At 60.7% G+C, this 25,000-nt stretch carries 24 protein-coding genes; 12 read left to right on the forward strand and 12 right to left on the reverse strand.

The features are described from left to right. Positions 1-71: 71 nt before the first annotated feature. The gene (locus O3W47_RS03545) at positions 72-866 is read right to left on the reverse strand and encodes a response regulator (RefSeq protein WP_003522529.1); all 795 of its coding nucleotides are present in this window, start codon (positions 864-866) and stop codon (positions 72-74) included. Between the two features lie 137 nt (positions 867-1,003). On the opposite strand from O3W47_RS03545, the gene O3W47_RS03550 reads away from it, so the two are divergent. Together O3W47_RS03550 and O3W47_RS03555 are read left to right on the forward strand one after the other, a co-directional pair. Next, positions 1,004-1,210, forward strand: coding sequence for a NepR family anti-sigma factor (locus O3W47_RS03550; RefSeq protein ID WP_080820056.1), 207 nt, complete (start codon positions 1,004-1,006; stop codon positions 1,208-1,210). Next, positions 1,210-1,776 carry an RNA polymerase sigma factor gene (locus tag O3W47_RS03555; protein WP_003508744.1) on the forward strand — a complete coding sequence of 189 codons (567 nt, stop codon included), beginning with the start codon at positions 1,210-1,212 and terminating at the stop codon, positions 1,774-1,776. The genes O3W47_RS03550 and O3W47_RS03555 overlap by 1 nt, the downstream gene beginning before the upstream one ends. A 60-nt stretch (positions 1,777-1,836) precedes the next feature. Here the strand turns inward: O3W47_RS03555 and O3W47_RS03560 are convergent, their stop codons facing one another. Next, complete coding sequence (locus O3W47_RS03560; protein ID WP_003522526.1) at positions 1,837-2,307, reverse strand: Lrp/AsnC ligand binding domain-containing protein; 471 nt, start codon at positions 2,305-2,307, stop codon at positions 1,837-1,839. Between the two features lie 176 nt (positions 2,308-2,483). On the opposite strand from O3W47_RS03560, the gene putA reads away from it, so the two are divergent. Then, entirely contained in the window at positions 2,484-6,158 is a 3,675-nt protein-coding gene (putA, locus tag O3W47_RS03565) for a trifunctional transcriptional regulator/proline dehydrogenase/L-glutamate gamma-semialdehyde dehydrogenase (RefSeq protein WP_269313006.1), read from the forward strand. A gap of 41 nt (positions 6,159-6,199) precedes the next feature. Here putA and O3W47_RS03570 read toward each other — a convergent pair whose 3' ends face one another. The 4 genes from O3W47_RS03570 to amaB form a co-directional block, all read right to left on the reverse strand. Beyond that, complete coding sequence (locus O3W47_RS03570; protein WP_269313007.1) at positions 6,200-7,021, reverse strand: ABC transporter ATP-binding protein; 822 nt, start codon at positions 7,019-7,021, stop codon at positions 6,200-6,202. Between the two features lie 8 nt (positions 7,022-7,029). Further along, on the reverse strand, positions 7,030-7,809 hold the full coding sequence (locus O3W47_RS03575; RefSeq protein ID WP_269313008.1) for an ABC transporter permease subunit: 780 nt from the start codon (positions 7,807-7,809) through the stop codon (positions 7,030-7,032). A gap of 21 nt (positions 7,810-7,830) precedes the next feature. Next, the gene (locus tag O3W47_RS03580; protein WP_269313009.1) at positions 7,831-8,784 is read right to left on the reverse strand and encodes an aliphatic sulfonate ABC transporter substrate-binding protein; all 954 of its coding nucleotides are present in this window, start codon (positions 8,782-8,784) and stop codon (positions 7,831-7,833) included. Positions 8,785-9,024: 240 nt separating this feature from the next. Continuing rightward, the gene (gene amaB / locus O3W47_RS03585) at positions 9,025-10,554 is read right to left on the reverse strand and encodes an L-piperidine-6-carboxylate dehydrogenase (protein ID WP_269313010.1); all 1,530 of its coding nucleotides are present in this window, start codon (positions 10,552-10,554) and stop codon (positions 9,025-9,027) included. Positions 10,555-10,756: 202 nt separating this feature from the next. On the opposite strand from amaB, the gene O3W47_RS03590 reads away from it, so the two are divergent. Beyond that, positions 10,757-11,659, forward strand: coding sequence for a LysR family transcriptional regulator (locus tag O3W47_RS03590; protein ID WP_269313011.1), 903 nt, complete (start codon positions 10,757-10,759; stop codon positions 11,657-11,659). A gap of 12 nt (positions 11,660-11,671) precedes the next feature. On the opposite strand, the gene O3W47_RS03595 is transcribed toward O3W47_RS03590, so the two are convergent. Next, entirely contained in the window at positions 11,672-12,652 is a 981-nt protein-coding gene (locus tag O3W47_RS03595) for a glutathione S-transferase family protein (RefSeq protein WP_269313012.1), read from the reverse strand. Between the two features lie 104 nt (positions 12,653-12,756). Beyond that, positions 12,757-13,644, reverse strand: coding sequence for a DMT family transporter (locus O3W47_RS03600; RefSeq protein WP_065116377.1), 888 nt, complete (start codon positions 13,642-13,644; stop codon positions 12,757-12,759). A gap of 383 nt (positions 13,645-14,027) precedes the next feature. Here O3W47_RS03600 and O3W47_RS03605 point away from each other — a divergent pair, with 383 nt between their 5' ends. Together O3W47_RS03605 and O3W47_RS03610 are read left to right on the forward strand one after the other, a co-directional pair. Further along, entirely contained in the window at positions 14,028-15,359 is a 1,332-nt protein-coding gene (locus O3W47_RS03605; RefSeq protein ID WP_269313013.1) for a UDP-glucose dehydrogenase family protein, read from the forward strand. Between the two features lie 86 nt (positions 15,360-15,445). Beyond that, on the forward strand, positions 15,446-16,468 hold the full coding sequence (locus tag O3W47_RS03610) for an NAD-dependent epimerase (RefSeq protein ID WP_269313014.1): 1,023 nt from the start codon (positions 15,446-15,448) through the stop codon (positions 16,466-16,468). Between the two features lie 2 nt (positions 16,469-16,470). Here O3W47_RS03610 and O3W47_RS03615 read toward each other — a convergent pair whose 3' ends face one another. Genes O3W47_RS03615 through O3W47_RS03625 form a run of 3 tightly spaced genes read right to left on the reverse strand, consistent with a single transcriptional unit; the run spans position 16,471 to position 20,232 of the window. After that, positions 16,471-17,517, reverse strand: coding sequence for a glutathione synthase (locus O3W47_RS03615; protein ID WP_269313015.1), 1,047 nt, complete (start codon positions 17,515-17,517; stop codon positions 16,471-16,473). A gap of 10 nt (positions 17,518-17,527) precedes the next feature. Further along, positions 17,528-19,405, reverse strand: a complete 1,878-nt coding sequence (locus O3W47_RS03620; protein WP_269313016.1) for a flavohemoglobin expression-modulating QEGLA motif protein — start codon at positions 19,403-19,405, stop codon at positions 17,528-17,530. Then, positions 19,402-20,232 carry an N-formylglutamate amidohydrolase gene (locus O3W47_RS03625; protein WP_125146731.1) on the reverse strand — a complete coding sequence of 277 codons (831 nt, stop codon included), beginning with the start codon at positions 20,230-20,232 and terminating at the stop codon, positions 19,402-19,404. The genes O3W47_RS03620 and O3W47_RS03625 overlap by 4 nt, the downstream gene beginning before the upstream one ends. Before the next feature lie 292 nt (positions 20,233-20,524). Between O3W47_RS03625 and O3W47_RS03630 the strand changes: the two genes are divergently transcribed. The 6 genes from O3W47_RS03630 (at position 20,525) to O3W47_RS03655 (ending at position 24,405) form a co-directional block, all read left to right on the forward strand. Beyond that, positions 20,525-20,746 carry a hypothetical protein gene (locus tag O3W47_RS03630; RefSeq protein WP_078052649.1) on the forward strand — a complete coding sequence of 74 codons (222 nt, stop codon included), beginning with the start codon at positions 20,525-20,527 and terminating at the stop codon, positions 20,744-20,746. An 18-nt stretch (positions 20,747-20,764) separates the two neighbouring features. Continuing rightward, positions 20,765-21,325: a type 1 glutamine amidotransferase domain-containing protein gene (locus O3W47_RS03635; protein WP_269313017.1), complete on the forward strand. Its 561-nt coding sequence runs from the start codon at positions 20,765-20,767 to the stop codon at positions 21,323-21,325. 62 nt (positions 21,326-21,387) lie between these two features. Beyond that, complete coding sequence (locus O3W47_RS03640) at positions 21,388-21,828, forward strand: PPC domain-containing DNA-binding protein (protein WP_078052647.1); 441 nt, start codon at positions 21,388-21,390, stop codon at positions 21,826-21,828. Between the two features lie 53 nt (positions 21,829-21,881). Continuing rightward, the gene (locus O3W47_RS03645) at positions 21,882-22,742 is read left to right on the forward strand and encodes a TIGR02587 family membrane protein (RefSeq protein WP_078052646.1); all 861 of its coding nucleotides are present in this window, start codon (positions 21,882-21,884) and stop codon (positions 22,740-22,742) included. Between the two features lie 7 nt (positions 22,743-22,749). After that, positions 22,750-23,160: a TIGR02588 family protein gene (locus O3W47_RS03650; RefSeq protein ID WP_269313018.1), complete on the forward strand. Its 411-nt coding sequence runs from the start codon at positions 22,750-22,752 to the stop codon at positions 23,158-23,160. 18 nt (positions 23,161-23,178) lie between these two features. Then, complete coding sequence (locus tag O3W47_RS03655; protein WP_269313019.1) at positions 23,179-24,405, forward strand: NAD(P)/FAD-dependent oxidoreductase; 1,227 nt, start codon at positions 23,179-23,181, stop codon at positions 24,403-24,405. A gap of 6 nt (positions 24,406-24,411) precedes the next feature. Here the strand turns inward: O3W47_RS03655 and O3W47_RS03660 are convergent, their stop codons facing one another. Then, positions 24,412-24,897 (reverse strand): MgtC/SapB family protein, encoded by a 486-nt coding sequence (locus O3W47_RS03660; RefSeq protein ID WP_035239298.1) that lies wholly within the window; start codon positions 24,895-24,897, stop codon positions 24,412-24,414. Between the last annotated feature and the right edge of the window lie 103 nt (positions 24,898-25,000).

The raw sequence follows: 25,000 nt of genomic DNA on the forward strand, positions 1-25,000 counted from the left end.
GCCCCACGACCGTAACCGCCAACGCCCGGGCACCAGACTGGTTCCCGGTCAGCCTGCGGTTTCGGCAAAATTCACGCCGCGACGCGTGAGCTTTCGTTGAAAAACAGGGCCTGGCTGATAAGCGCTTTCACCATGTCCGGATTAAACGGCTTCGTCACAAGGAAGGTCGGCTCCGGCCGCTCGCCCGTCAGAAGGCGCTCGGGGAAAGCCGTGATGAAGATCACCGGCAGCGTGGTCATCTGCAGGATGTCCTTCATCGCATCGAGACCGGAACTGCCATCGGCGAGCTGAATATCGGCAAGGATCATCTTCGGCTGGGTGCGATGGAAGAGATCGAGCGCTTCCGTGTGGGTGCGGGCGATGCCCGTGACGCGGTGGCCGAGATCGGTGACCATCTGCTCGATATCCATGGCGATCAGAGGTTCGTCCTCGATGATCATGATATCGGTCGCCACCTGCCGGGCGATTTCAGACGCTGCCTCGTCGATCAGCTTGCCGACCTGATCCTCGGAGACTTTCAGAACCTCTGCGGTTTCCGAAGGTGTGAATTCTTCGACCGTGGTCAAAAGAAACGCCTGACGGGCCAGCGCCGGCACGGCGGAGAGGTTGGCCGAGGCGCGTTTTTCCCATCCCGACAGGTTTTCGTCGGTCTTAATATTGATCGTGACGGAACTAAAGATCGATACGAACAATTGATAGAGCGAAACGCGATCGCTGCTTGTCTGCGGAAAAATGCTGATATCGGCGATCAGAGCTTCGAGTGTTGCCGCAACATAGGCATCGCCCGTGGATTGTGAGCCGCAAACGGCACGCGCGAACCTGCGCAGATATGGCAGGTGCGGTGCGATGCGTGTAGAAACTGACATGGAATTCTCCCCTTTCATGCGGTCTGCAACGCAAACCCACGATAGCAACGTGCGCATCGCAAAAAAGTTCCGGACCGCCGGAACTATTTTTTTCACCGCGCATTCTTTGCCACGACGAAAAAGGAATACCGGACGTTATGAGCATATTTCAATCGGACCAAGATCAGCCGGACAATTCGGCCGCCCCCCAGGTTCCACACTCCGGGCGGGCGGTGATTTCCCGTAAGCTCAGGGAGCTTTATGATGCCGTTCAGGATGAAGGCATCCCTGACAAATTCCTCGACCTTCTCGAAAAACTCGATGAAGCCGAAAGCAAAGCCAAAATAAAGGCTTCGGAGGAATGATGGCGAAAGAGCCGGAGCAGACAGAATACAACTTCAAACGGGAAATGCTGGCGGCGCTGCCGAACCTGCGCGCCTTCGCGATCTCGCTCATCCGCTCGCGGGACCGTGCCGACGACCTCGTGCAGGACACGATCATGAAGGCATGGGCAAAACAGGACAGCTACCAGCCGGGCACCAATATGCGGGCATGGCTGGTGACGATCCTGCGCAACGAGTTCTACAGCCAGATTCGCAAATCCGGCCGTGAGGTGCAGGACACGGACGGCGTCTATACCTCGCGCTTGTCGGTACCGCCGGAACAGCATGGATCGGTCGACCTTCAGGATTTCCGCGCAGCACTGGCAAAGCTGCCGGACGACCAGCGTGAAGCGATCCTGCTGATAGGCGCTTCGGGTTTTGCTTACGAGGAAGCCGCCGAAATCTGCGGATGCCCGGTCGGCACCATCAAGAGCCGCGTGAGCCGCGCAAGGCTGCGCCTGCAGGAGCTGCTCGGCATCGAAAACGAAAACGAGTTCGGGCCGGACGCGCAGATGAGCGCGGTCACCGCCGCCGCCACGGCGCGCTGAGGAAATTGAACGGCAGAAACGGGCAGGCAAACGTCTGCCCGTTTTTTTCATGGCCGCTTTTCAGATGCCGGTTTCCTTGACCGATTGCATGACCACGAAGGTCGAGGTGTTGGCGACGGATGGCAGGCTTGAGATTTTCTCGCCGAGTACCCTTCGATATTTGCGGATATCGCTGGTGCGCACCTTCAGAAGATAATCGAAGGCGCCGGCGATCATGTGGCACTCCTCCACTTCCTTGATCTTGCGCACCGCCGCGTTGAACTCCTCCAGCGCCTTTTCGCGCGTATCGGAAAGCTTTACCTCGGCGAAGGCGATGTGATCGACACCGAGCTTCTGCGGATTGAGCATGGCGCGGAAGCCGAGAATATAGCCCTCATCCACCAGCCGCTTCAGCCGTGTCTGGCACGGCGTCTTGGAGAGACCGACCCTTTTCGAGAGCTGCAGCACGGACATGCGCCCGTCTTCGCTCAGCGCCTCGAGAATCTTGAGATCGAAGTGATCCAGATCGTCTGTTTTTTGACTATTTGCCATGTGATTTAACGCCATATCTCAAAAATAAAAGTTCATATTGCCTGTTTTATCCTGAAAATAGGGCCATAGCAATTTCTGCGGTGATGATATTGTCTGCGACAGGATGACAAGCGGCGGGCGGAGGACACGCTGCCGCCGACGGTCTGTCTTCAACAGCGTTTTCAGGATTTTTCAGAATGGCCGATGGTGCAAGCAACGCCGGTGTAGTGGCGAACGGTATCTTCCAGAATTTTGCGCCGCCGGTGCGTGAGCAAAGCCTGCTGCGCAAGGCGATCACCGCCGCCTATCGTCGCCCGGAGGAAGAATGCATGGCGCCGCTGATCGAGGCGGCGACGGTAACGGCTGAAGAGACGAAAGCCATTCGCGACACCGCCCGCAAACTGATCGAGGCATTACGCGCCAAGACCAGGGGCACCGGCGTCGAGGGGCTGGTGCAGGAATATTCGCTCTCCAGCCATGAGGGCGTGGCGCTGATGTGCCTTGCTGAAGCGCTGCTGCGCATTCCCGACACTGCAACGCGCGACGCGCTGATCCGCGACAAGATCGCGCGCGGTGACTGGAAGTCCCATATTGGCGGCGGGCGCTCGCTCTTCGTCAATGCCGCCACCTGGGGTCTCGTCATCACCGGCAAGCTGACCTCGACGGTAAACGATAGCGGCCTTTCGGCAGCGCTGACCAAGCTGATCGCCCGCGCTGGCGAACCCGTCATCCGCCGTGGCGTCGATATGGCCATGCGCATGATGGGCGAGCAATTCGTCACCGGTGAGACCATCGGCGAAGCCATCAAGCGTTCGAAACCGCTGGAAGAACAGGGCTTCCAATATTCCTACGACATGCTCGGCGAAGCCGCGACAACCGCCAAGGATGCGGAACGTTATTACAAGGACTACGAAAACGCCATCCACGCCATCGGCAAGGCCTCTGCCGGCCGTGGCATCTATGGCGGTCCGGGCATTTCCATCAAGCTTTCGGCTCTGCATCCGCGTTACGCCCGTGCGCAGGCGGAGCGCGTGATGGCAGAGCTTCTGCCGCGCGTCAAATCCCTGATGCTGCTCAGCAAGAAATACGATATCGGCCTCAATATCGATGCTGAGGAGGCCGACCGGCTGGAACTATCGCTCGATCTTCTGGAGGAGCTGGCGCTCGACAGGGACCTCGCCGGCTGGAACGGCCTCGGTTTCGTGGTGCAGGCCTATGGCCGCCGCTGCCCCTTCGTTCTCGACTACATCATCGATCTCGCCCGCCGCTCGGGCCGCCGCATCATGGTGCGTCTCGTCAAGGGCGCCTATTGGGATGCGGAAATCAAGCGCGCGCAGGTGGAGGGACTGGAAGACTTCCCGGTCTTCACCCGCAAGGTCCACACGGACGTCTCCTACATCGCCTGCGCCCGCAAGCTGCTCGCCGCGCGCGATCTGGTGTTCCCGCAATTTGCGACCCACAATGCGCAGTCCATGGCGACGATCTACCATCTCGCCGGCCCCGGCTTCAAACTCGGCGACTATGAGTTCCAGTGCCTGCATGGCATGGGCGAACCGCTTTACAGCGAAGTCGTCGGCAAGAAGAAGCTCGACCGCCCCTGCCGTTTCTACGCGCCCGTCGGCACCCATGAGACGCTGCTGGCCTATCTCGTCCGCCGCCTGCTGGAAAACGGCGCGAACTCTTCCTTCGTCAACCGCATTGCCGACCCCGCCGTGCCGGTGGATTCCCTGCTGGAAGACCCGGTCGCGGTGGTCAAGGCCTATGCCGTTCCCGGCGCGCGTCACGACCGCATCGCCGCCCCTGAAGGCCTGTTCGGCCCGGAACGCAAAAATTCCGCCGGCCTCGATCTTTCCAGCGAAACAACGCTCGCCGCACTGGACAAAACCCTGAAGGCAGGTGCTGCAACGGAATGGAAAGCCACAGCGCCGCAGGCAGGTGGCAACACGCGCCCGGTTCTCAACCCCGGCGACCGCAACGATATCGTCGGCCATGTGACGGAACCGACTGAAGGCGATGTCGAAGCGGCCATGCAGCGGGCGGCAGCCTCAAGCTGGCCTTCCACCCCGGTGGATGAACGCGCCGCCTGCCTGGAGCGCGCCGCCGATGCGATGCAGGCTGAAATGCCCGCCCTGCTCGGCCTCATCATGCGCGAGGCGGGAAAATCCATGCCGAACGCCATTGCCGAGGTGCGCGAGGCGATCGACTTCCTGCGTTATTATGCGGCGGAAGCCCGCAGGAATTTCAAATTCGGCGAAACGCCGCTCGGCGCGGTCGTCTGCATCAGCCCGTGGAACTTCCCGCTCGCCATCTTCATCGGTCAGGTAACGGCGGCGCTGGTTGCCGGCAATCCGGTGCTGGCGAAGCCCGCCGAAGAAACGCCGCTGATCGCGGCGCAGGGCGTGCGCCTGTTGCATGAGGCCGGCGTTCCGCAGGATGCCGTGCAGCTTCTGCCGGGCGACGGCAAGACGGGTGCCGCACTTGTTGGCTCACCCCTTACAGCCGGCGTGATGTTCACGGGTTCGACGGAGGTGGCGCGGCTCATTCAGGGCCAGCTTGCCGGCCGGGTTCTCGCCAATGGCCAGCCGGTGCCGCTGATTGCCGAAACCGGCGGCCAGAACGCCATGATCGTCGATTCCTCCGCACTTGCCGAGCAGGTCGTCGCCGATGTCATCGCATCTGCCTTCGACAGCGCCGGCCAGCGCTGCTCGGCATTGCGCATTCTCTGCCTTCAGGAAGATGTGGCGGACCGCACGCTGACCATGCTGAAAGGCGCGCTGCATGAATTGCGCATCGGCCGCACCGACAAGCTTTCCGTCGATGTGGGCCCCGTCATTACCGCCGAGGCGAAAGGCATCATCGAAAAGCACATCGAGGGCATGCGCGGGCTCGGCCATCGCATCGAACAGATCACGCTTGCGGGCGAAACCGGCAAGGGCACCTTCGTGCCGCCGACCATCATCGAGATGAAATCGCTCGCCGATCTGAAGCGTGAAGTCTTCGGCCCGGTGCTGCACGTCATCCGCTTCAAGCGCGACAATCTCGACCGGCTGATCGACGAGATCAACGCTACCGGCTATGGCCTGACCTTCGGCCTGCATACCCGTCTCGACGATACGATCCAGCATGTGCTGTCCCGCGTCGCGGCCGGCAATCTTTATGTGAACCGCAACATCATCGGCGCGGTGGTTGGCGTGCAGCCCTTTGGCGGGCGCAGCCTTTCCGGCACCGGTCCCAAGGCGGGTGGGCCGCTCTATCTCGGCCGCATGACGCAGACCGCCCCGAAGATCGACCGCATCGCCAGCCAGCAGGATCAGGCCGCAGTCGATCTCGCCCGCTGGCTGGATGAAAACGGCGAGACAGTCGCCGCCGAAGCCGCGCGGCAGGCGGCGGCACTTTCCGGCCTCGGCTTCGAAACCGAGCTGGCGGGTCCTGTCGGCGAGCGCAATGTCTATGCGTTGCATCCGCGTGGAAAGGTTCTGCTGGTTCCGGCAACCGAACAGGGGCTTTACCGCCAGCTTGCGGCAGCGCTCGCGACCGGAAACGCGGTTGTCATCGACAATGCTTCGGGACTGGAGAAATCCATTTACGGACTGCCGGCAACCGTGACCTCGCGCATCGTCTGGGCCGATGACTGGGCGAAGTCCGGTCCCTTCGCCGGCGCGCTGGTCGAGGGCGATGCGGAGCGTATCGTGGCGGTCAATAAAAAGATCGCCGCCCTGCCCGGCCCGCTGGTTCTCGTTCAGGCCGCGGCAACGGAAGCGCTTTCCGGGGAAAGCCAGCCCTATAACCTCGACTGGCTGGTCGAAGAAGTCTCCGTCAGCGTCAACACCACGGCCGCCGGCGGCAATGCCAGCCTGATGAGCATTGGCTGATAATATCGTCCGGCGGGGTCTCGGCCCTGCCGGTTCATGCCTTATCCGTTGGTCTCGCCACGGCCGAAGAGCTGGTTCAGAACCTGCTCTTCCAGCCTTGCGAATTCCGCAGTGCCATGACGGCGCGGACGCGGCAGTTTCACATCGAGATCGAGCGCGATGCGCCCTTCATCGATGACGACGATGCGATCCGCAAGCGCCACGGCCTCGGAAACATCGTGGGTGACGAGAACGGCGGTGAATTTCTGCTTGCGCCAGATGCGCTCCAGCAGAAGCTGCATTTCAATGCGGGTGAGCGCATCGAGCGCGCCGAGCGGCTCATCCAGCGCCAGAATCTGCGGATGGGCCACAAGCGCGCGCGCCAGCGCCACGCGCTGCTTCTGGCCACCGGAAAGCACATAGGGCCATTCGCCAGCCCGGTCCTTCAGCCCGACCTCTTCGAGAATTGTAAGCGCCTGCTCCTGCGCCGCCTCACCCTTGGCGATGCCGGTAAGCCCCACGGAGACGTTGCTCGCGATACGCTCCCACGGCAGAAGACGCGGCTCCTGAAACATCATGCGGGTGCGGCTCGATGCATCTTTCGAGACGGTTCCGGTCGTCGGCGTGTCGAGGCCGGCCAGAATACGTAAAAGCGTGCTCTTGCCGCAGCCGCTCTTGCCGATGATGGCCAGAAACTCGCCTTCCCGCACATCGAGATCGATGCCGCGCAGAACCGGTTTGTCGCCGAAGCTCTTCGCCACATTGCGGAAGCTGAAGGCGACCTTGCCTTCACTCGTCTTCTCGCGTTGTTCGATTTTCCCCTGCGACGGGAGGGATGGCGGGGCATCCGGGCGTCTCAGCGTCGTAACATTGCCGGTCGACATGGGTTACCTCAGACTTTCTTGAAGGCTGGATGCCATTGCAGGAAGATGCTTTCGAGGAAGCGGGCGAAACTGTCGGCCAGCTTGCCGAGAAGCGCATAGATGAGGATCGACAGAACCACGACGTCGATCAGCAGGAACTCGCGCGCCTGCATGGCCATGTAGCCGAGGCCGGACGAGGAAGAGATGGTTTCAGCCACGATGAGCGTCAGCCACATGATGCCGAGCGCATAGCGCAGGCCGGTGAAAATGGCGGGCAGCGCGCCGGGCAGGATCACCCGCCGGAACAGCGTGAAGGGCGACATGCCATAAGTGCGGCCCATTTCCACCAGTTGCGGATCGACACCCTGAATGCCGAGCAGCGTGTTGATGTAGATCGGGAAAAACACCCCGAGCGCAACCAGAAAAAGCTTCGCCTCCTCATCGATGCCGAACCAGAGGATGACCAGCGGAATGAGCGCCAGATGCGGAATGTTGCGGATCATCTGCAACGTCGTATCGGTGAAGCTGCGGGAAAATTTCGAGAGGCCATTGGCCAGCCCGAAGATGAAACCGATGGTGCCGCCAATGGCGAAACCGGCGAGTGCGCGGGCGGAACTGACGCCGATATTGGCGACAAGCTCACCCGAGAGCAAAAGCCGCCAGAAGGCTTCCGCGACAGCCGAAGGGGCCGGCAGCACATTGGCGGAAATCAGACCGGCACGCGCCGCCGCCTCCCAGCCTGCAAGAATGAGTGCGGGGAGCAGCCAGCCTGTGATGCCGCCAATCTCGATACGTTTTCCGGTGCTCATGGCATGCCCTCCGGCTCTTGCTCAGTTCGTCGCGCCCGACCAGACGGCATCCTTGATGCTGATCTGTTTCGGGATCAGGCCGAGACGATAAAAGCGGTCGGCGGTTTCCTGCTGGCTGGCGACGATCTTGTCGTCGATCCTGGTAATGCCGAATTCCGAGCGGTTCGCGGCTAGCGTCTGCGCCTCCAGCGGCACGCCCGTCACCTCATGCAAAGCTGCGGCGACCTTGTCGCGGTTGGCGGCGGACCATTTCGCCGCCTCGCCCAGCGCATTAATCGTGGTGTTGATCGTGTCCGCATTGGATTTGGCATAGTCGCGATTGGCGAGGAAATAGGTGCTGACATTAAGAACATCGCTGGTGCGGGCAAGCGTCACCGGCTTGTAGCGAGTCTCCGCAATCGCATAGAACGGATCCCAGACAGCCCAGGCGTCGATCTTGTCGCTGGCGAAGGCGGCCGAGGCATCGGCGGGGCTAAGATACACCACCTCGATATCGCTGAATTTCAGGCCGTTCTTCTCCAGCGCCGCCACCAGCAGATTGTGCGCGCTGGTGCCCTTGCCGACGCCGACCTTCTTGCCCTTGAGATCGGCAACCGACTTGATGCCGCTTTCGGGCTTGGTGAAGATCGCTTCACCCTTGCCGTTCGAGGGAAGGGCCGCGACATAGACGATGGCCGAACCTGCCGCCTGACCGAAGATCGGCGGCGCATCGCCCGTCCAGCCGACATTGATGGAGCCGACATTCAGGGCCTCCACCAGCGGCGGGCCCGCCGTGAATTCGACCCAGGAAACCTTCACGCCCTTGGCCTCGAGCGCCTTTTCGATGACGCCCTGCTGGCGGGCTATCACCGGCAGGCCGGTTTTCTGATAACCGATCTTCAGCTCTTCCGCCGCCTGCGCCTGCAGCGGCAGGACCGAGAATGCGGCGGCAACAAAAAGGCTGGCGGAAAGCGCGCGGCGGGTGATGGCTGGCATTTCATCTCCTTGTCACCAGCCCCTCTGGCCGGTTCACGATATGGAGCAATGCTAGGGTTTTCTATTAAAACGATAGAGAGACGATAATTCAATATGAGCAATATTGCGGGAATAAAATTCCGCGCAAATGCCTCTTTTCCGCAAATCGTCGCGGACGCCCTCGTCCGGCCCATCGAATAGAAATGCCGGCGCGGATGGAGCCGCGCCGGCATGATGGATCAATTTGTCTAAAGGACGCGATTATTCGATATCGAAGGAAACGCCCTGCGCCAGCGGCAGCGCCTTGGAGTAGTTGATGGTGTTGGTGGCGCGGCGCATATAGGCCTTCCACGCATCCGAACCGGATTCACGTCCGCCGCCGGTTTCCTTCTCACCACCGAAGGCGCCGCCGATTTCCGCACCCGAGGTGCCGATATTGACGTTGGCAATGCCACAATCGGAACCTTCCGACGACAGGAACCGTTCCGATTCCTGCATGTCGCGGGTGAAGATCGACGACGAAAGACCGGCAGCGACCGCGTTATGGTCGTCTATCGCCTGATCGAGATCGCTGTATTTCATGACGTAGAGGATCGGTGCGAAGGTTTCTTCCAGCACAGGCCCCGCCTGCTTCGGCATTTCGACAAGCGCCGGCTTGACGTAATAGGCATCCGGCGCACCCGTATCCACGCGGCCGCCGCCATTCACCACACCATCATGCGCTTTCGCCGCTTCGAGGGCCTTCTGCATGCCGTCGAAAGCCGCCTTGTCAACCAGCGGGCCGACGAGGGCCGATGTTTCCAGCGGGTTGCCGACGGAAACGGAGGCATAGGCCTTTTTCAGACGCGGCACGAGCTGGTCATAAACGCTGTCATGCACGAAGAGACGGCGAAGCGTGGTGCAGCGCTGGCCGGCCGTGCCCATGGCGCCGAAGGCGATGGCGCGCAGCGCCATGTCGAGATCGGCGGACGGGCAGACGATGCCGGCATTATTGCCGCCAAGTTCCAGAATGGCGCGGGCGAAACGTTTCGACAGACGCGGACCGACATCGCGGCCCATGCGGGTGGAGCCGGTGGCCGAGACGAGCGGCACCTTGGGATTATCCACCAATGCTTCACCCACGGCGCGGTCGCCGATCAGAAGCTGCGAAAGACCTTCCGGCGCATCGCCGAAGCGGGCGGCGGCGCGTTCGAAGATGCCCTGAACGGCAAGCGCCGTGAGCGGCGTCTTTTCCGAAGGCTTCCAGACGACCGAATTGCCGCAGACGATGGCGAGCGCCGCATTCCACGACCACACTGCGACCGGGAAATTAAAGGCCGAGATGACGCCGACGACGCCGAGCGGATGCCAGGTTTCCATCATGCGGTGGCCAGGGCGTTCGGTGGCGATGGTGAGACCATAAAGCTGGCGGGAAAGGCCGACCGCGAAATCGCAGATATCGATCATTTCCTGCACTTCACCGAGGCCCTCGGAGGGAACCTTGCCCGCTTCCAGCGAGACGAGACGGCCGAGATCGGCCTTGAAGGCGCGCAGCTCTTCGCCGAGCAGCCGGATCAGCTCACCACGGCGGGGTGCCGGCACATTGCGCCATGTCTTGAAGGCGGCATCGGCCCGGTCAATCACGGCTGCTACACCTTCGACCGAAACGGTCTTCAGGCTCGCAACCTGTTCACCCGTCACCGGGCTGAAGGAGGCCATATCGCCGTCGGTATAAAGATCGCGGGCAACACCCATCCTGTCGAGCAGGGCCGCGGCTTCCTGTTTCACGTCGAGCTTCGTGGTCGCATCCATGTCCATTGTCCTTTTGGCTTAAAAGGGGAGGAAAGGCCGTTTCGATACGGCGCTTTCAACTCCCGTCACTCTTCTTTCCCCGAATTTGCCATTCGTTCTGCGAAACTGGCGTTTTACACCGTTCCATTCTTTCCCGTAATCATATATGGCCATAATGACCCTTTTCCAATGAGGAAAGCGGGTAAGTTGATGCGAGAATGGAATGGATCCGCGCAGAAGACTGGTCCCTGACATCGTTACCCTGCAAGCGTTCGAATGCGCGGCACGGCACGGCAATTTTACGCGTGCGGCGGAAGAACTCAACCTCACGCAGAGCGCGGTGAGCCGGCAGATCGGCGAACTGGAAGCGCAGACGGGAATGCAGCTTTTCGAGCGCATCCGCAGGCGGGTCGTGCTTTCGGAGGCGGGGCGTAAATTCCTGCCCGATGTGCGGCGCCTGTTGCAGCAATCCGAACAATTGATGGTGCGCGCGGTCTCAGCCGGAACAGCGCACGCGTCCCTGTCAGTCGCGACCCTGCCGACCTTCGGTAGCCGCTGGCTGATGCCGCGTCTCCATCGCTTCATCGACGCCAATCCGGAGATGACGATCACCATCGGCTCGCGCTCGCATCCCTTTGATTTCGACGAAGAAGGGTTCGATCTCGCCATTCACTATGGTCAGCCGGTCTGGGCGCATGGCACCTGCACATTCCTGTGCAACGAGGTGATCGTGCCGGTCGCAAGCCCCGCCCTTGTGCGCCGCGCCGACGTGAACCAGCCGCAGGATCTGACCCGCCAGCCGCTCCTGCATGTGACGACGCGGCCGAAACTATGGACGGAATGGCTGGAAATGAACGGGGTGACGGCGGAGAATGCCTATCAGGGCAGCCGTTTCGACCAGTTCTCGATGATCATCGAGGCCGCCGCAAGCGGCATCGGTTTTGCCCTTCTGCCGAAATATCTCATCGAGGCGGAACTTGCCTCCGGCCGCCTCGAAATCGTCTTCGACATTCCCCTGCAGACCGACAAGAGCTATTACGTCGCCCTGCCGGAAGGACGGCAGGACAATGCGCTGGCCCGCGCCTTTCAGGCCTGGCTGCTCGATCAGGTCGGCAAACCGGTATAATCCATCATCCGCTCAGTTCGAAGGGCGGAGGGAAACATCGTCAAGTCCCGGAAGATCGGGGCCGACCGGCACGATCCGGGTCGGGTTGAGCGCCTTGATGGAATAATAACCGCGCTTGATATGGTCGATACTGACCGTATCGCGCACGCTCGGAAAGTTCAGCATCCGCATCATATAGGCCTGCAGCGCAGGATAATCGGCGATACGGCGAAGATTGCATTTGAACAGGCCATAATAGGCGGCATCGAAACGAACCAGCGTCACGAAAAGCCGAACATCCGTTTCGGTCAGCAGATCGCCGAAAAGGAAAGGCCCGCCTGAGACCAGGCGCTTTTCGAGTTCCTGAAGTGTTTCGAACACATCGGCGAAGGCCTCTTCATAAGCAACCTGCGTAGTGGCGAAACCGGTTCTGTAAACGCCGTTGTTGAGGCGCGGATAGATGCGATCATTGAGAGCATCGATCTCATCCCGCAGCGCTTCCGGATAGAGGTCCAGGCTATTATCGGCCAGATCGCCGAAACCGGAATTCAGCATGCGCAGAATATCGGCGGATTCGTTGTTAACGATAGTTTTCGTCTTTTTGTCCCAAAGCACGGGCACGGTGGCGCGGCCGGTATAATGCGGATCCGCGCTGGTATAGACCTCATGCATATAGGTGAAGCCGTTGAGCGTATCGCGATCCGAACCCGGATAGCCGCCGAATTTCCAGCCCTCGTCGGAAAGGGCGGGCTCGACAACGGAAACGGAAATCACCTCTTCCAGCTTCTTCAGCTTTCGGCCGATCAGCGTGCGCGATGCCCAGGGGCAAATCAGCGCGACGTAAAGATGATAGCGACCGGGCTCGGCCGCAAAACCGCCCTCACCCGTCGGCCCCGCCGAACCGTCAGGCGTCACCCAGTTGCGGAAGCCGGAGGTCTGGCGAACGAAGCCGCCTTTCTTGTCGGTCGCCTGCACCGGATGCCATTCGGCGGTCCATTTTCCATCCACGAGCATCTGCGGCTCTCCGTTCATCTAAAGATGAAAGCCTTATGGGCCGGGTTGCCGCCGCTTCACAAGCCGCTCTTCGGTTGACGCACTGTTTCCGATCAAGGGTGAATTCAGAGGCGATTGCGGAAAAACGGGTTCCAGCGCACGGTGCCAAGCCTCACCTTTTCGCGGATCATCGTCAGCAGTCCCGACGCGGCGATGACGGCCAGACCAAGCACGGCGACCGCATCCGGATATTCGTGGAAGAAGGCCATGCCGATCGCCACGGCCCAGAGGATTTGCGAATAATGCGACGGCGCGATCTGGCTTGCCGGCGCGATGCGGGTGGCGACCAGCAGGGTAATCTGCCCAGTCGCCGTGCAAAGGCCGATGAAGGCGAAGGCCAATAGCTGATGCAGGTTTGGCATGACGAAATCGGGAATGGCGGCAATACCGTTGAAAGTGAGGCCGTAGATCAGCAGCACACCCATGATCGAGGTGCGCTTTTCCTTGCCCGCAAGCGAGCGCAGCAAAACGATGGTCATCGCCGCGAGGAACGCGACGCCGATGGCGGCGAAATGCCCGAGTTCGAGTGTCTTGAAGCCCGGCCGCACGACGAGGATGACACCGACGATGCCCGCCAGAACCGCCGCCCAGCGCCATGGGCCGATATTCTCCTTCAGCACGACGGCGGAAAGCACGGTCACGAAGAGCGGCGACAGGAAGATCAACGCATAGGCCTCCGCCAGCGGAATGGTGGTGAAGGCATAGATGCCGAAAATACCGGCGAAAAGGCCGGAGATGGCGCGCCCGTGCACGGCGAAGGGCCGGCTCATGCGCCAGAATTCACGCCACCTTTCCTCACGCGGCTTGCTGAAGAAAATGAAGATGCCGGAAAACAGAATGCTGAAGAAGCCGATTTCGAAAACGCTGATCTGCGATCCAAGCGACTTGATGGTGGCATCGCCCATGGAAAAGGTCGCATAAGCGAACAGACCGAGCAGAAAACCCTTTTGCATTTGAACTTCCCCGAACACCGACCGCAACGCAAAGCTTCTCCCGGCCGCGTGGAACGCGACCCGGACGCCCCTTGAAGGGACAGACAGTCTGGCAGATTTGATCCTCACCCCTATGGCTAGACCCGGCTACCTATGAGTGCAAGCCGGAAAAACCGCAAAATGACCCGATTGAACACGACCGGTGCAAATGGCGGCAAGGTGCGGCAAATTTGTCCCGCCATGGCCATCACATCCCCGTCATGGAAAGAGGTTAGCCGGTGTTGATCGTGGCGCTTGGCGACGGGCATGAAGGCGGCTAAATATTATCATGCGATTTTCACCCGCCGATTTCCCCGGCCGGTATTGCCGCGTTAACATGGCCTCGCTAACCGAAAGGAAAAAGAATGCGGATTGTGATGATCGGTTCGGGTTATGTCGGCCTCGTGTCCGGCGCGTGTTTTGCGGATTTCGGCCATGACGTGGTCTGCGTCGACAAGATGCCGGAGAAGATCGAAGCCCTGAAAAATGGCCATATCCCGATCTTCGAGCCGGGTCTCGATGTCATCGTCGCCAACAATGCCAAGGCCGGGCGGTTGAGCTTCACCACCGATCTTTCCGCAGCCGTCGCCAATGCCGATGTCGTCTTCATCGCGGTCGGCACGCCGTCGCGGCGCGGCGATGGCCATGCCGATCTCGGTTATGTCTATGCTGCGGCGAAAGAGATCGCCCATGCGCTTGACGGTTTCACGGTCATCGTCACCAAATCCACCGTTCCCGTCGGCACCGGCGACGAGGTGGAGCGTATCATCCACGAGGAAAACCCCTCGGCCGATTTCGCCGTGGTCTCCAACCCCGAATTCTTGCGCGAAGGTGCCGCCATCGAGGATTTCAAGCGGCCGGACCGCATCGTCGTTGGCCTCTCGGACGAACGCGCCCGCCCCGTCATGACCGAAGTTTACCGCCCGCTTTACCTCAACCAGTCGCCGCTGCTCTTCACCACAAGGCGCGCTTCCGAACTGATTAAATATGCCGCCAACGCCTTTCTGGCGATGAAGATCACCTTCATCAACGAGATGGCTGACCTCTGCGAAAAGGTCGGCGCCAATGTGCAGGACGTGTCGCGCGGCATCGGTCTCGATGGCCGCATCGGTTCGAAGTTCCTGCATGCCGGCCCCGGTTATGGCGGCTCCTGTTTCCCGAAGGACACACTGGCGCTCGCCAAGACCGCGCAGGATTATGACGCGCCGGTGCGGTTGATCGAGACCACCATCGCCATCAACGACAACCGCAAACGCGCCATGGGCCGCAAGGTCATCAATGCCGTGGGCGGCGATGTGCGCGGCAAGAAGATCGCCGTGCTTGGGCTGACCTTCAAGCCGAATACCGACGACATGCGCGACAGCCCGGCAATCGCCATCATCCAGACCCTGCAGGATGGCGGTGCGAAAGTGGTCGGTTACGATCCGGAAGGCATGGCGAATGCCCGCCATCTGATGGAAGACATCGAATACGCGGCCGGCCCCTACGAGGCGGCGGAAGATGCCGACGCCGTGGTGATCGTGACGGAATGGAACCAGTTCCGCGCGCTCGACCTTCCGCGCCTGAAGGCGATCATGAAACATCCGGTGCTGGTGGATCTGCGCAATATCTACCGCACGGATGAGGTCGCCGCGCATGGTTTCATCTATGCCGCCGTCGGCCGTCCGCATGAAGGCGGTTCCGACAAGGGCGCATAGAGGTTTCGTTTTCGCCATTTCATTAAAAGGTTTTCTGCGCTTCGGTCAGACCGCAAACGCACCAACGAATTCGGGATATAATCATCATGCGTTATCTGGTTACCGGCACGGCTGGCTTCATCGGCTTTTATGTTGCCAAGCGGCTGTTGGACGCCGGCCACTTCGTGACCGGTTTCGACGGCATGACGAAATATTACGATGTCAGCCTCAAGGAAAAACGCCACGCCATTCTTTCCCGCTCCAACGGCTTCCGTGCCGAAATCGGCATGCTGGAAGATACGGATGCGCTGAAGCGCGCGGCAGAGGCCGCCGAACCTGAGATCATCATCCACCTCGCCGCACAGGCGGGCGTCCGTTACAGCCTTGAAAATCCGCGCGCCTATGTCGATTCCAATCTCATCGGCTCGTTCAACATGCTGGAGCTCGCGAGAAGCTTGCAGGTCAAGCACCTGATGCTGGCATCGACCTCCTCAATCTACGGCGCCAACGAAAAAATCCCCTTCGCTGAGAGCGACAAGGCCGACGAGCCGATGACGCTTTACGCCGCCACCAAAAAATCGATGGAGCTGATGGCGCACAGCTATGCCCATCTGCACAAGCTGCCCACCACCGCCTTCCGTTTCTTCACGGTCTACGGCCCGTGGGGACGGCCGGACATGGCGCCGATCAAATTCGTCGACGCCGTTTCCAACGGCCGGGCGATCGATATTTACGGGCAAGGCAATATGAGCCGCGATTTCACCTATATCGACGATCTGGTGGAGGGCATTGTCCGGTTGAGCGCGGTCATACCCTCCGAGGAAAACCGTGTTACGCAGGAAGGCGTCACCGACACGCTGTCGCACCACGCACCCTTCCGCGTGGTCAATATCGGCGGCGGCCAGCCGGTGGAGCTGATGCATTTCGTCGAAACCGTCGAAAAGGCGGTCGGGAAACCCGCGATCCGCAATATGCTGCCGATGCAGCAGGGCGATGTTCCCCGCACCTTCGCCTCTCCCGATCTTCTGAGGGCATTGACCGGTTACGTGCCGCAAACCCCGGTCGAAGAGGGCATCAAGGCCCTCGTCGCCTGGTATCGCGAGATGCACCCGGCCGAATTACGGGAATAACCTCACAGCGTCGCCAGCAGGCGGTTGGAGATGGTGCCGCCGGAAGCGCTCTGCATGGTGATCTTGGTTTCCACGGCCTCGATGATCGTGTCGCTGAAATCCATCTCCGTGAGATCGCGGATATTGGAAAGGCCACCCGGGGAAAACACGTTCACTTCCAGTATCTTGTCGCCAACGATATCGAGCCCGACGAGGAACATGCCGTCCTCCACCAGCTTCGGCCGCACCATTTCGGCAAGCGCCACGATCTCATCCGTCACCTTCACGGCTTCCGCCGTGCCATGGGCATGGATATTGGAGCGCAGGTCGCCCTTGGCGGGCACACGGCGAAGGGCGGCATATTTGCCTTCACGCATCAGCGGACGGCCATTCATCATGAAGAAGCGGATGTCGCCATCCTGGGCGGCCGGCAGATAAGCTTGCGCGATCAGATATCCCTCAAGGCTCACCGCCTCGAAAATCTGGTTGAGATTGGTCTCTTTGCTGGAGCCGATCTTGAAGACGTTCTTGCCGCCCGAGCCCTGCAGCGGCTTGACGATGACACCCTTGGGGTGCGCGTCGGCAAAGGCGCGGATCTCCTCGACATTGCGCGAAATGATCGTGGTCGGGCGGACGATTTCGGGAAAGCTCTGGAAATAGAGCTTGTTCTGCGCGAGCGCCAGACCTTCGGGATCGTTCAGCACGACGACGCCCCGCTGTTCGGCCAGCCGCCCGAACAGGATGCCGGCATGCACCGCCCATGGCCGCGTCGTCTGGTCGAGCGAGGGGTCGTTGCGGAGCATCAGCGCATCGATTTCCTCCACATCCATGGTTCGCCGCTCCAGCGCCTTGTCCTGAAGTGTGGAATGGAACGTCTCGCCTTTCTTGATTTTGCCCTTCGGCAGCACGGTGGCGTGAATGGTCAGGCTGTCGTCCGAGCGCAATGTGAAATCGCCGGGCGTCAGATAGACCACCTCGTGGCCGCGATTGAGCGCCGCCATGGCAAGCAGCCCGGTCGCGTAGTTCGGTCCCTCTGTTTCGATGGAATTGACGAAAAATGCGATACGCATGAAGCCCCTCCTATAATGTCGCCAGTTCGGCAATGGATAATCCCGCCCGTATTTTTTCCAGCCGTTCATTGGCCTTGGCGGGCAGCAGAAATGCGGGCCTGACGCCCGGCGGCCGCAACAGGCCGCGCAGGGCAAGCTCCTGCATCACCGGAAAATGGGCGGCGGCGATCTTGCCCATCCAGAACGGATCGAGCGCTCCGCCCCTGCGCAGATGGTCCAGCACCTCCGCCAGCCCGCGCAGATAGATCGCGTCCTTGAAGAGACCGCCGCCGCGATAGATGCGCAGCACCATGTTGAAGGCCCCGGCTTCATCGAAACCGTGATCGCGGGTCATGGTACGGAAGGTCTCCACGAAGCTTGCCCCATCCAGCATGGCGGCGCAGCCGATAACGCGGCCGGCGATCAGCCGCAGGCGCTCACGCGTCATGCCGCCGGCCAGGTGTTCCGCCAGCACCGCCAGCCCTTCCTGCACGCCCTCATAACCGGAAAGGCCGGTGCGGAAGAGACGCAGCCCCTGAAACGAGCCGTTGAAATAGGTGAGAAGATGCACGCCGATCTCATGCGACAGCAGCGCCTCGACACGGCGCTGTTCCATGACAGTGTGGCGCGAAATCAGAAGCTTCTCGCCCGTCACCATCAGACCCGGCGGCAGGTCGTCGCGGATTTCAACGCGCGCCTTGAATTCCGGGGCTTCCGCAAGATAGGTCTCGACCATCTCCCGCGACTTCTTGGCGACCGCGTAACAATCGACCATGGCGATTTCGCTGCTTTCCTCCCGGCGCGGGCAATCCGCAAGCACCCGCAGCGCCAGCTGAAGAAGGGCCGGTTCGACAGCGCCATAAAGGGCGCGCGAAAAATCGGTGAAGGTGGGATGGTGCAGATTGGCGAGCATCGTCAGCTGCAGATCGATCTCCTGCTGTTTCTCCCGATAGAGATTATAAAGCACCGGGTCTTCCAGATGATCGAACACGACGGAATAAAGCTTGCGTTTCTGCTCCTCGACATCGACGCCGAGCGGCCGGTAGAGCAGGCGCGGCGCGAACTGAAAGCCGCCATCGCGAAACTCCTCGAAGGCCCGGCGGGCATTGATGGGCGTGACGGAAAGCAGAAAATCGAAGGATGAAACAATATCGTCGACGGACCGGTCGGCACGCCTGACGGCGTCGACGAAGGCCTTGCGCCCCAGCGCACGGTGGCTGGTAACCTTGAGCGCGTCCTTGCCCGAAGCGAAGGATGAAAAAGCCTGCAGACCGGCATCGAAAAGATCGGCGATCATCGTCACCCGCAGGCCCGGATAATCCGCACCGGATTCCGGCTGGCGGTAGATCGGCGCAAAACGCACGCTGATACAGGGAAAATCGAGGCCGGCTTTTTTGAAGCGCAGAACGGGATCGGCATCCGATTCCGGCCGGGTGATGCGCGGCGTGCGAAAACGCACTTCGGCATCGCAAACCGCCTTGATGAAGACCCGGCGGGCATTCTGCGTTTCTGGCTCAGCCGTCGCCGAGACGGAAACCTCATAATGCGGCAGGAAAGGCGAATCGTCGGCCAGCAGAATGTCATGCTCCAGCTCACCGATATCGAGGACGATGAATGCGCCGAAGCGCTGCCGCATGACCGTGCCAACGGCCTCGATCAGCGGCGCTGCCTCCTGAATGGTCGACGCGATCAGATAGGAGGCGTGGGCGGCGGCGATATCGCGGGCGGCGAGATTTTTCGTGCCGCCCGTCAGATGCAGGCAGAGGAACGGCAGCGGCCGGTCGATATGCAGACGACCGTCTTTGCCGACATCGCGGCGGATGGCCTTGCCGGCCTCGAGGCAGGACACGACATCATCGACCAGATCGGCGATGGGAGACGGTGCGCTGCGGGCGGGAGAGAGGTTCATCGCCGCGACCTCAGGCACTCTTCGATTACTGGCTGAAGTGCTGTTATCGCTTGGCGAATATCCGCCACCACACGCGCATCCGGCTTTCCCGTCCACTCGTCCATGAAGAATTTCTTGAACTCGATTGCGATGGCGCAGCCATTTTCGGCGAACCTTTCGTGGATGAAACGGGTCTGCTCCCCTTTGCCCTGAAACGCCACGTTCTCGCGAACATCGAGGCGGCGTCCGCCGATGGTCGCTGACGCGAAATGGTGCCCGACCGCGCTCACGATATCGCCCCAGCGGCTGCGATCCATGGAAAAGGTGCCGATATTGATATCGGGCGCCTCCGCCTGCGCCGTCGGCGGCGCAGCGGCGCCCTGCCGACGATGGTTATAGCTGTGTACATCCAGCACGACGAAGGCGCCGTGCCGCCTTTCGATTGCAGAGAGCACGGTCTCCAGCATCGCATAATAGTCGGCATGAAAATCGAGCGATTGCCGGATAGCCTCCTGCGCCGGCTCCTCTTTCCAGACCTCAAGCCCCCAGGATTGTTCCGGCTTCAGATAGATCGCCTGATCGGCCGCACGGTTGAGATCGATTTCGAAACGCGAATGGTGAACGACGAGACGGTTCGTCAATCCGGCGATCATTTCACCGGTGAAAGGGTCTTCCTCCCGCAGCCGCTGTTCCGGGGAAAGGGCGATGAGCCCGGATACGTCCGGTCTAATGCGATGACCGTCGTGAATGGCCGTGCCGATAACCGGTGAGTTGCCGAAATCGATCGACCAGAAACCCTTGTTGTCGTTGTTACCGTGGTGTTCGCCGTCGCTCTGTCTGGCTGCCATGCTGCCTCCCCTGCATCGGGGATAAAACAGCGGGACATGCCCGTTTGTTCCGGTAAAAAATTGCGCGCGATATATTCGGCTTCGGCAACGACGCCGCGGAAAAAACTGCGGAACCATACGGGAAAGCTCACGTTGTTCCAGCAGGAGGGGCCGCCGTGTCAAACGGACGCGATGGCGCTGAAGAACATCGGGATTTTTCCGTTTTCTCCCGGTGGCCAACGAAATGGCAGCCGAGCTTCTTACCCATCCGGCACCCCTCCGTTCCCGCTTTCCACGCACAAGGAGCCGCGACATGGAAAAGACCGAAACACGCAAACTTGCGGAAGAATATTTGCGTCTCGGCGGCACGCGTCAGGTGATGATCGACGACAACAAGACCTTCGTGCGCCAATGGCAGCACGAACCAGCGGAAGCCGAACGGTTCTGGCAAACGCATATCGAAAATCTCGACGCGGAGCGGCTCAAGGACGTGGAATTTTTCCTGCCCTCCATCAATTCCGACAAAGAAGACTGAACCCGAAAGGAGACAGACATGACTGCCATCAACGCTGCAAAAATCCTCATTCTCGCAACGGACGGCTATGAGCGTTCCGAATTGCGCGTGCCCTATGACCAGCTGAAGGCCAAAGGTGCAGACGTGAAGGTCGCCTCCATCAAGGAGGGCGAGATCAAGAGCTGGGACAAGAAAGACTGGGGTGACAGCATCGCCGTCGATCTATCCGCCAAGGCCGTAAAAACCGAGGATTTTGACGCGCTGGTTCTACCCAGCGGCCAGATCAATCCGGACGTTCTGCGCCATGACGAGGATGCGATGCGGGTGGTGCGTGATTTCGTAAAGTCTGGCAAGGTGGTCGCCGCCATCTGCCACGCGCCATGGCTCCTCATCGAAGCAGATGCACTACGTGGCCGCGACGCCACCTCTTATTGGTCGATCAAAACAGACCTCAAGAATGCCGGTGCAAACTGGAAGGACGAAAAAGTGGTGACCGACAAGGGAATCATTACCTCCCGCAGCCCTGACGATCTTGACGCCTTCGTCGCCAAGATCGTGGAAGAGGTCGAGGAAGGCCGCCACGAACGCCGCGCCGCTTAAGACACACACCCCTATTCCCGTGCCGCCGGTTTTCCGGCGGCGCTTCTATTTGGGAGGAACACATGAAAAGCAGATTGCTGGCAAGCGGCGCGGAGCGTACCTTCATCCTCGTCATCGATCCCGAGGAAGAAGCCTTCGAGGCCATCAGGCGCTTTGCCAGGGCCGAGAATATCAACGCCGCCTCAGTTACCGCGATCGGCGCCTTCGCCACGGCAACACTCGCCTTTTTCGATCTTTCGACGCAGGACTATAAGGAAATACCGGTCACCGACCAGAGCGAGGTCCTAAGCCTGCTTGGCGATATCACCCTTGACGAGAACGATACGCCCAATCCGCACCTGCATGTGGTTCTGGGCTTTGCCGATGGCTCCACCAGGGGCGGCCATTTTCTAAAAGGGGTGGTGCGGCCCACGCTGGAAGTCGTTATCCGCGAAACACCGGCGGAATTGCGGCGCAGCTATCGCCCGGAATTCGGCATCGCTCTCATCGATCCCGCGAAATAAACCCACGGAACCGGAAAAACGCCATTGCGTTATCGCTGTGGACAGGGGGCGGCATGGTGACAGCGATCAATCGAAGAGATGCGGACGATGACGAGGTCGGGCAATTTCTGATCGGCCTCGCGCGCGGCACGGCGGGTGCATTGCTGTTTGCCCTGCCCATGCTGATGACCATGGAAATGTGGTTTCTCGGCCTTTACGTCAATTCCTGGCGGCTTCTCCTGCTCTGCATCCTCAACCTGCCGCTGCTGCTTCTTCTCGCCCGCCGCATCGGTTTCGAGAATATTCACTCCTGGAGCCAGGCGCTGCGCGATGCGATAACGGCCTATGGGCTGGGCATTGCTGTCAGCGCCGCCGTGCTGCTGCTGTTCGGCATTCTGAACGACCAGATCACCGCCTCCAACATCGTTGCCAAGATTGCGCTGCAATCCGTTCCAGCCAGCATCGGCGCACTGCTTGGGCGCAGCCAGCTCGGTCAGCATTCCGACGCGGAGGATGAAGAGGAGGGCGAATATTCCGGCGAGACGGGTTATCTGCACGAACTGTTCATGATGGTGGTCGGCGCGCTTTTCCTCAGCCTCAATGTTGCGCCGACGGAAGAAATGATCCTGATCGCCTATAAGGTGACGCCCTATCACATTCTGGCGCTCTGCCTGCTGTCGGTCGCCATCATGCATGGCTTTGTCTACGCGCTTCACTTCAAGGGCTCGCACCAGCTGCACGAAGGGCAGAAGTGGTGGCAGTCCTTCATCCGCTTCACCCTGCCCGGCTACGTCATCGCCATCGCCATCAGCATCTATACGCTCTGGACCTTCGAGCGCCTCGACCACACATCGCTGTCGCAGATCATGAATGCCGCCGTCATTCTCGGCGTTCCCGCCTCGATCGGCGCGGCCTCTGCCCGACTGATCCTGTGAGGACAAGATGACGATATCCAAGGGCCGCAAACATACGGAAAGCCCCGAGCCCCATTGGGTGGAATGGCTGACGGGCGCCATCTGCACGCTCCTTGTCGCCGCCATGCTCAGCTGGATCGGTTATGACATTTATCGCTACAGGCCGGAGGATGCCCGCTTCGAAATCGCCGTTACCGGTGTGCAGGCGCAGGCCGGGCAATACCGGGTGCGGTTCGACATCCGCAACCTGTCCATGACGACGGCGGCGCAGGTGCAGGTGCGCGGCGACCTGCAGCAAAACGGCGCGACGCTGGAGAGCGCCGATGTGACATTCGATTACGTCGCCTCGGAGTCTCGCGATACCGGCACGCTTTTCTTCCGCAACGATCCCCGCAGCGCAACGCTCACCATCAATGTCGCCGGCTATACCGAGCCGTGACACTTTCAGGATGATTTCATGCCGACATCGGAACTGACGAAAGAACGCGACCTCAGGGATTCAAAGCCCGTGTGGGCGGATACGCCCCGCATTGGCGTCCGCAGCAGGCGCACGCCGGAGGCCGGCCATTACGACACGATCGTCGTCGGCGCCGGTATCAGTGGCGCGCTGGTGTCCCACGCCCTGCAGCGGACAGGTCAATCCATGTTGATCGTCGACCGGCGCGAACCGGTCATGGGCAGCAGCGTCGCCAGCACCGCGATGATCCAGCACGAAATCGACACGCCGCTGACGCAGCTTCGAAAGATGATCGGCAGGCACGCGGCTGACAGGGCATGGCAGCGTTCCGCCCGCGCCGTCCTGCGGCTGGAGGAAATCGTTTCTTCGCTCGGCATCTCCTGCAGCATGAGGCGCAAACAGGCCCTTTATCTGGCTGGAGACGAAATGGGATCGCGCGCATTGAAGGCTGAAGCAGAAGCCCGCAAAGAAGCGGGCATCGAGGCCCGCCTCCTCACCGCCGCGGAACTGAGAGAGCAATACGGCTTGCACCGGACCGGGGCCATCCTCAGCGATATTTCGGCCTCCGCCAATCCCGCACAGCTGACGGCCGGCCTGCTGCGCCACACGGCGGGCGCCGGCGCCGAAATCGTCTCCCAGCTTGAGATCACCGATCTCAGGAACCTCGGCGACGAGGTTGTCCTTGCCACCGCCGGCGGCAAAATCCTTTCAGCGCGCAATGTCGTTTTCTGCACCGGCTATGAATTCCTGAAAGTGCTGGAGAGCCCGAAACACCAGATCATTTCCACCTGGGCGCTGGCGAGCCGAAAGGGGCTCGACCTACCCGACTGGCTGGAGAACCATATCGTCTGGGAGGCCTCCGATCCCTATCTCTACCTGCGCACCGACCGGGAGGGGCGGATGATCGCCGGAGGCGAGGACGAGGAAAACCCCACCGCCTACCAGTCGGAGCGCAAGCTCGCCGCCAAGGCGGAGACGATCCGCCGCAAGATCGAGAAGCTTCTCGGTATCGATATGGGAAAGCCGGAATATCGCTGGGCGGCGGCCTTCGGCTCGACCACCACCGGCCTGCCGCTGATTGGCGCGGTGCCCGGAATGAACAACGTCTATGCCGTGATGGGTTTCGGCGGTAACGGCATCACCTTCAGCCAGATCGCCGCTGAAATCGTGGCCGCCGCCATCAATGGCGGCAAGGACCCCGACGCCGATCTTTTCCGCTTCGGCTGATGTCGTTCATTCCTCCTTGATGCCCGCCGCCACCTGTATGCGGCGCAGCGTCCAAAGGACGACAATGCCCATTCCCGAAGCAAGAAAAGCAAGCGGCCACATGCCAAGACCGGCCGAGAGGCCGATTGCCGCCGAAAGCCACATGCTGGCGCCCGTCGTCAGGCCTTTGACATCGCCCCTGGTATATACGACCACACCTGCCGCGAGAAAGGCGATGCCCGCCGTCACCGCCTCAACCAGCCGGATGGGATCGAGCCGTGCCGCCTCATGACCTTCCGCCATCGTCTCCATCATGTGGATGGTGATGACGCAGAAGGTAACGGCGGCAAGGCCGATCAGCATGTTGGTGCGCAGGCCGGCGGTGTTCTTGTGAAACTCCCGCTCCAGACCGATCAGGCCGCACAGGATGACCGCGCCGAACACACGCACCAGCAGCACCTCGAAGGGGATGGAAATGTTCATGGAAAATTCTTCTGCAAGGCTCTGGGGCACTGTCGCGTCTCCTCCCGAAATTTCTTCACACTAAGTTCGCAGAGGCGTGTTGGTTCCGCACGGCAATATAAACGTTGCGCGCAACCGAGCCGGAACCATGGGC

This window comes from Agrobacterium sp. LMR679 (genome assembly GCF_027157905.1).
In the GTDB taxonomy this organism is placed as follows: domain Bacteria; phylum Pseudomonadota; class Alphaproteobacteria; order Rhizobiales; family Rhizobiaceae; genus Agrobacterium; species Agrobacterium leguminum.

Coding starts and splice junctions, on each gene's coding strand:
- O3W47_RS03600 (WP_065116377.1), bottom strand. CDS start 13,644: ATGCAAAAGGGTTTTCTGCTCGGTCTGTTCGCTTATGCGACCTTTTCC.
- O3W47_RS03570 (WP_269313007.1), bottom strand. CDS start 7,021: ATGTCGACCGGCAATGTTACGACGCTGAGACGCCCGGATGCCCCGCCA.
- O3W47_RS03635 (WP_269313017.1), top strand. CDS start 20,765: ATGACTGCCATCAACGCTGCAAAAATCCTCATTCTCGCAACGGACGGC.
- O3W47_RS03645 (WP_078052646.1), top strand. CDS start 21,882: ATGGTGACAGCGATCAATCGAAGAGATGCGGACGATGACGAGGTCGGG.
- O3W47_RS03650 (WP_269313018.1), top strand. CDS start 22,750: ATGACGATATCCAAGGGCCGCAAACATACGGAAAGCCCCGAGCCCCAT.
- O3W47_RS03545 (WP_003522529.1), bottom strand. CDS start 866: ATGTCAGTTTCTACACGCATCGCACCGCACCTGCCATATCTGCGCAGG.
- O3W47_RS03620 (WP_269313016.1), bottom strand. CDS start 19,405: ATGAACCTCTCTCCCGCCCGCAGCGCACCGTCTCCCATCGCCGATCTG.
- O3W47_RS03575 (WP_269313008.1), bottom strand. CDS start 7,809: ATGAGCACCGGAAAACGTATCGAGATTGGCGGCATCACAGGCTGGCTG.
- O3W47_RS03555 (WP_003508744.1), top strand. CDS start 1,210: ATGGCGAAAGAGCCGGAGCAGACAGAATACAACTTCAAACGGGAAATG.
- O3W47_RS03590 (WP_269313011.1), top strand. CDS start 10,757: ATGGATCCGCGCAGAAGACTGGTCCCTGACATCGTTACCCTGCAAGCG.
- O3W47_RS03595 (WP_269313012.1), bottom strand. CDS start 12,652: ATGCTCGTGGATGGAAAATGGACCGCCGAATGGCATCCGGTGCAGGCG.
- putA (WP_269313006.1), top strand. CDS start 2,484: ATGGCCGATGGTGCAAGCAACGCCGGTGTAGTGGCGAACGGTATCTTC.
- O3W47_RS03560 (WP_003522526.1), bottom strand. CDS start 2,307: ATGGCAAATAGTCAAAAAACAGACGATCTGGATCACTTCGATCTCAAG.
- O3W47_RS03630 (WP_078052649.1), top strand. CDS start 20,525: ATGGAAAAGACCGAAACACGCAAACTTGCGGAAGAATATTTGCGTCTC.
- O3W47_RS03640 (WP_078052647.1), top strand. CDS start 21,388: ATGAAAAGCAGATTGCTGGCAAGCGGCGCGGAGCGTACCTTCATCCTC.
- O3W47_RS03655 (WP_269313019.1), top strand. CDS start 23,179: ATGCCGACATCGGAACTGACGAAAGAACGCGACCTCAGGGATTCAAAG.
- O3W47_RS03625 (WP_125146731.1), bottom strand. CDS start 20,232: ATGGCAGCCAGACAGAGCGACGGCGAACACCACGGTAACAACGACAAC.
- O3W47_RS03610 (WP_269313014.1), top strand. CDS start 15,446: ATGCGTTATCTGGTTACCGGCACGGCTGGCTTCATCGGCTTTTATGTT.
- O3W47_RS03615 (WP_269313015.1), bottom strand. CDS start 17,517: ATGCGTATCGCATTTTTCGTCAATTCCATCGAAACAGAGGGACCGAAC.
- amaB (WP_269313010.1), bottom strand. CDS start 10,554: ATGGATGCGACCACGAAGCTCGACGTGAAACAGGAAGCCGCGGCCCTG.
- O3W47_RS03580 (WP_269313009.1), bottom strand. CDS start 8,784: ATGCCAGCCATCACCCGCCGCGCGCTTTCCGCCAGCCTTTTTGTTGCC.
- O3W47_RS03605 (WP_269313013.1), top strand. CDS start 14,028: ATGCGGATTGTGATGATCGGTTCGGGTTATGTCGGCCTCGTGTCCGGC.
- O3W47_RS03550 (WP_080820056.1), top strand. CDS start 1,004: ATGAGCATATTTCAATCGGACCAAGATCAGCCGGACAATTCGGCCGCC.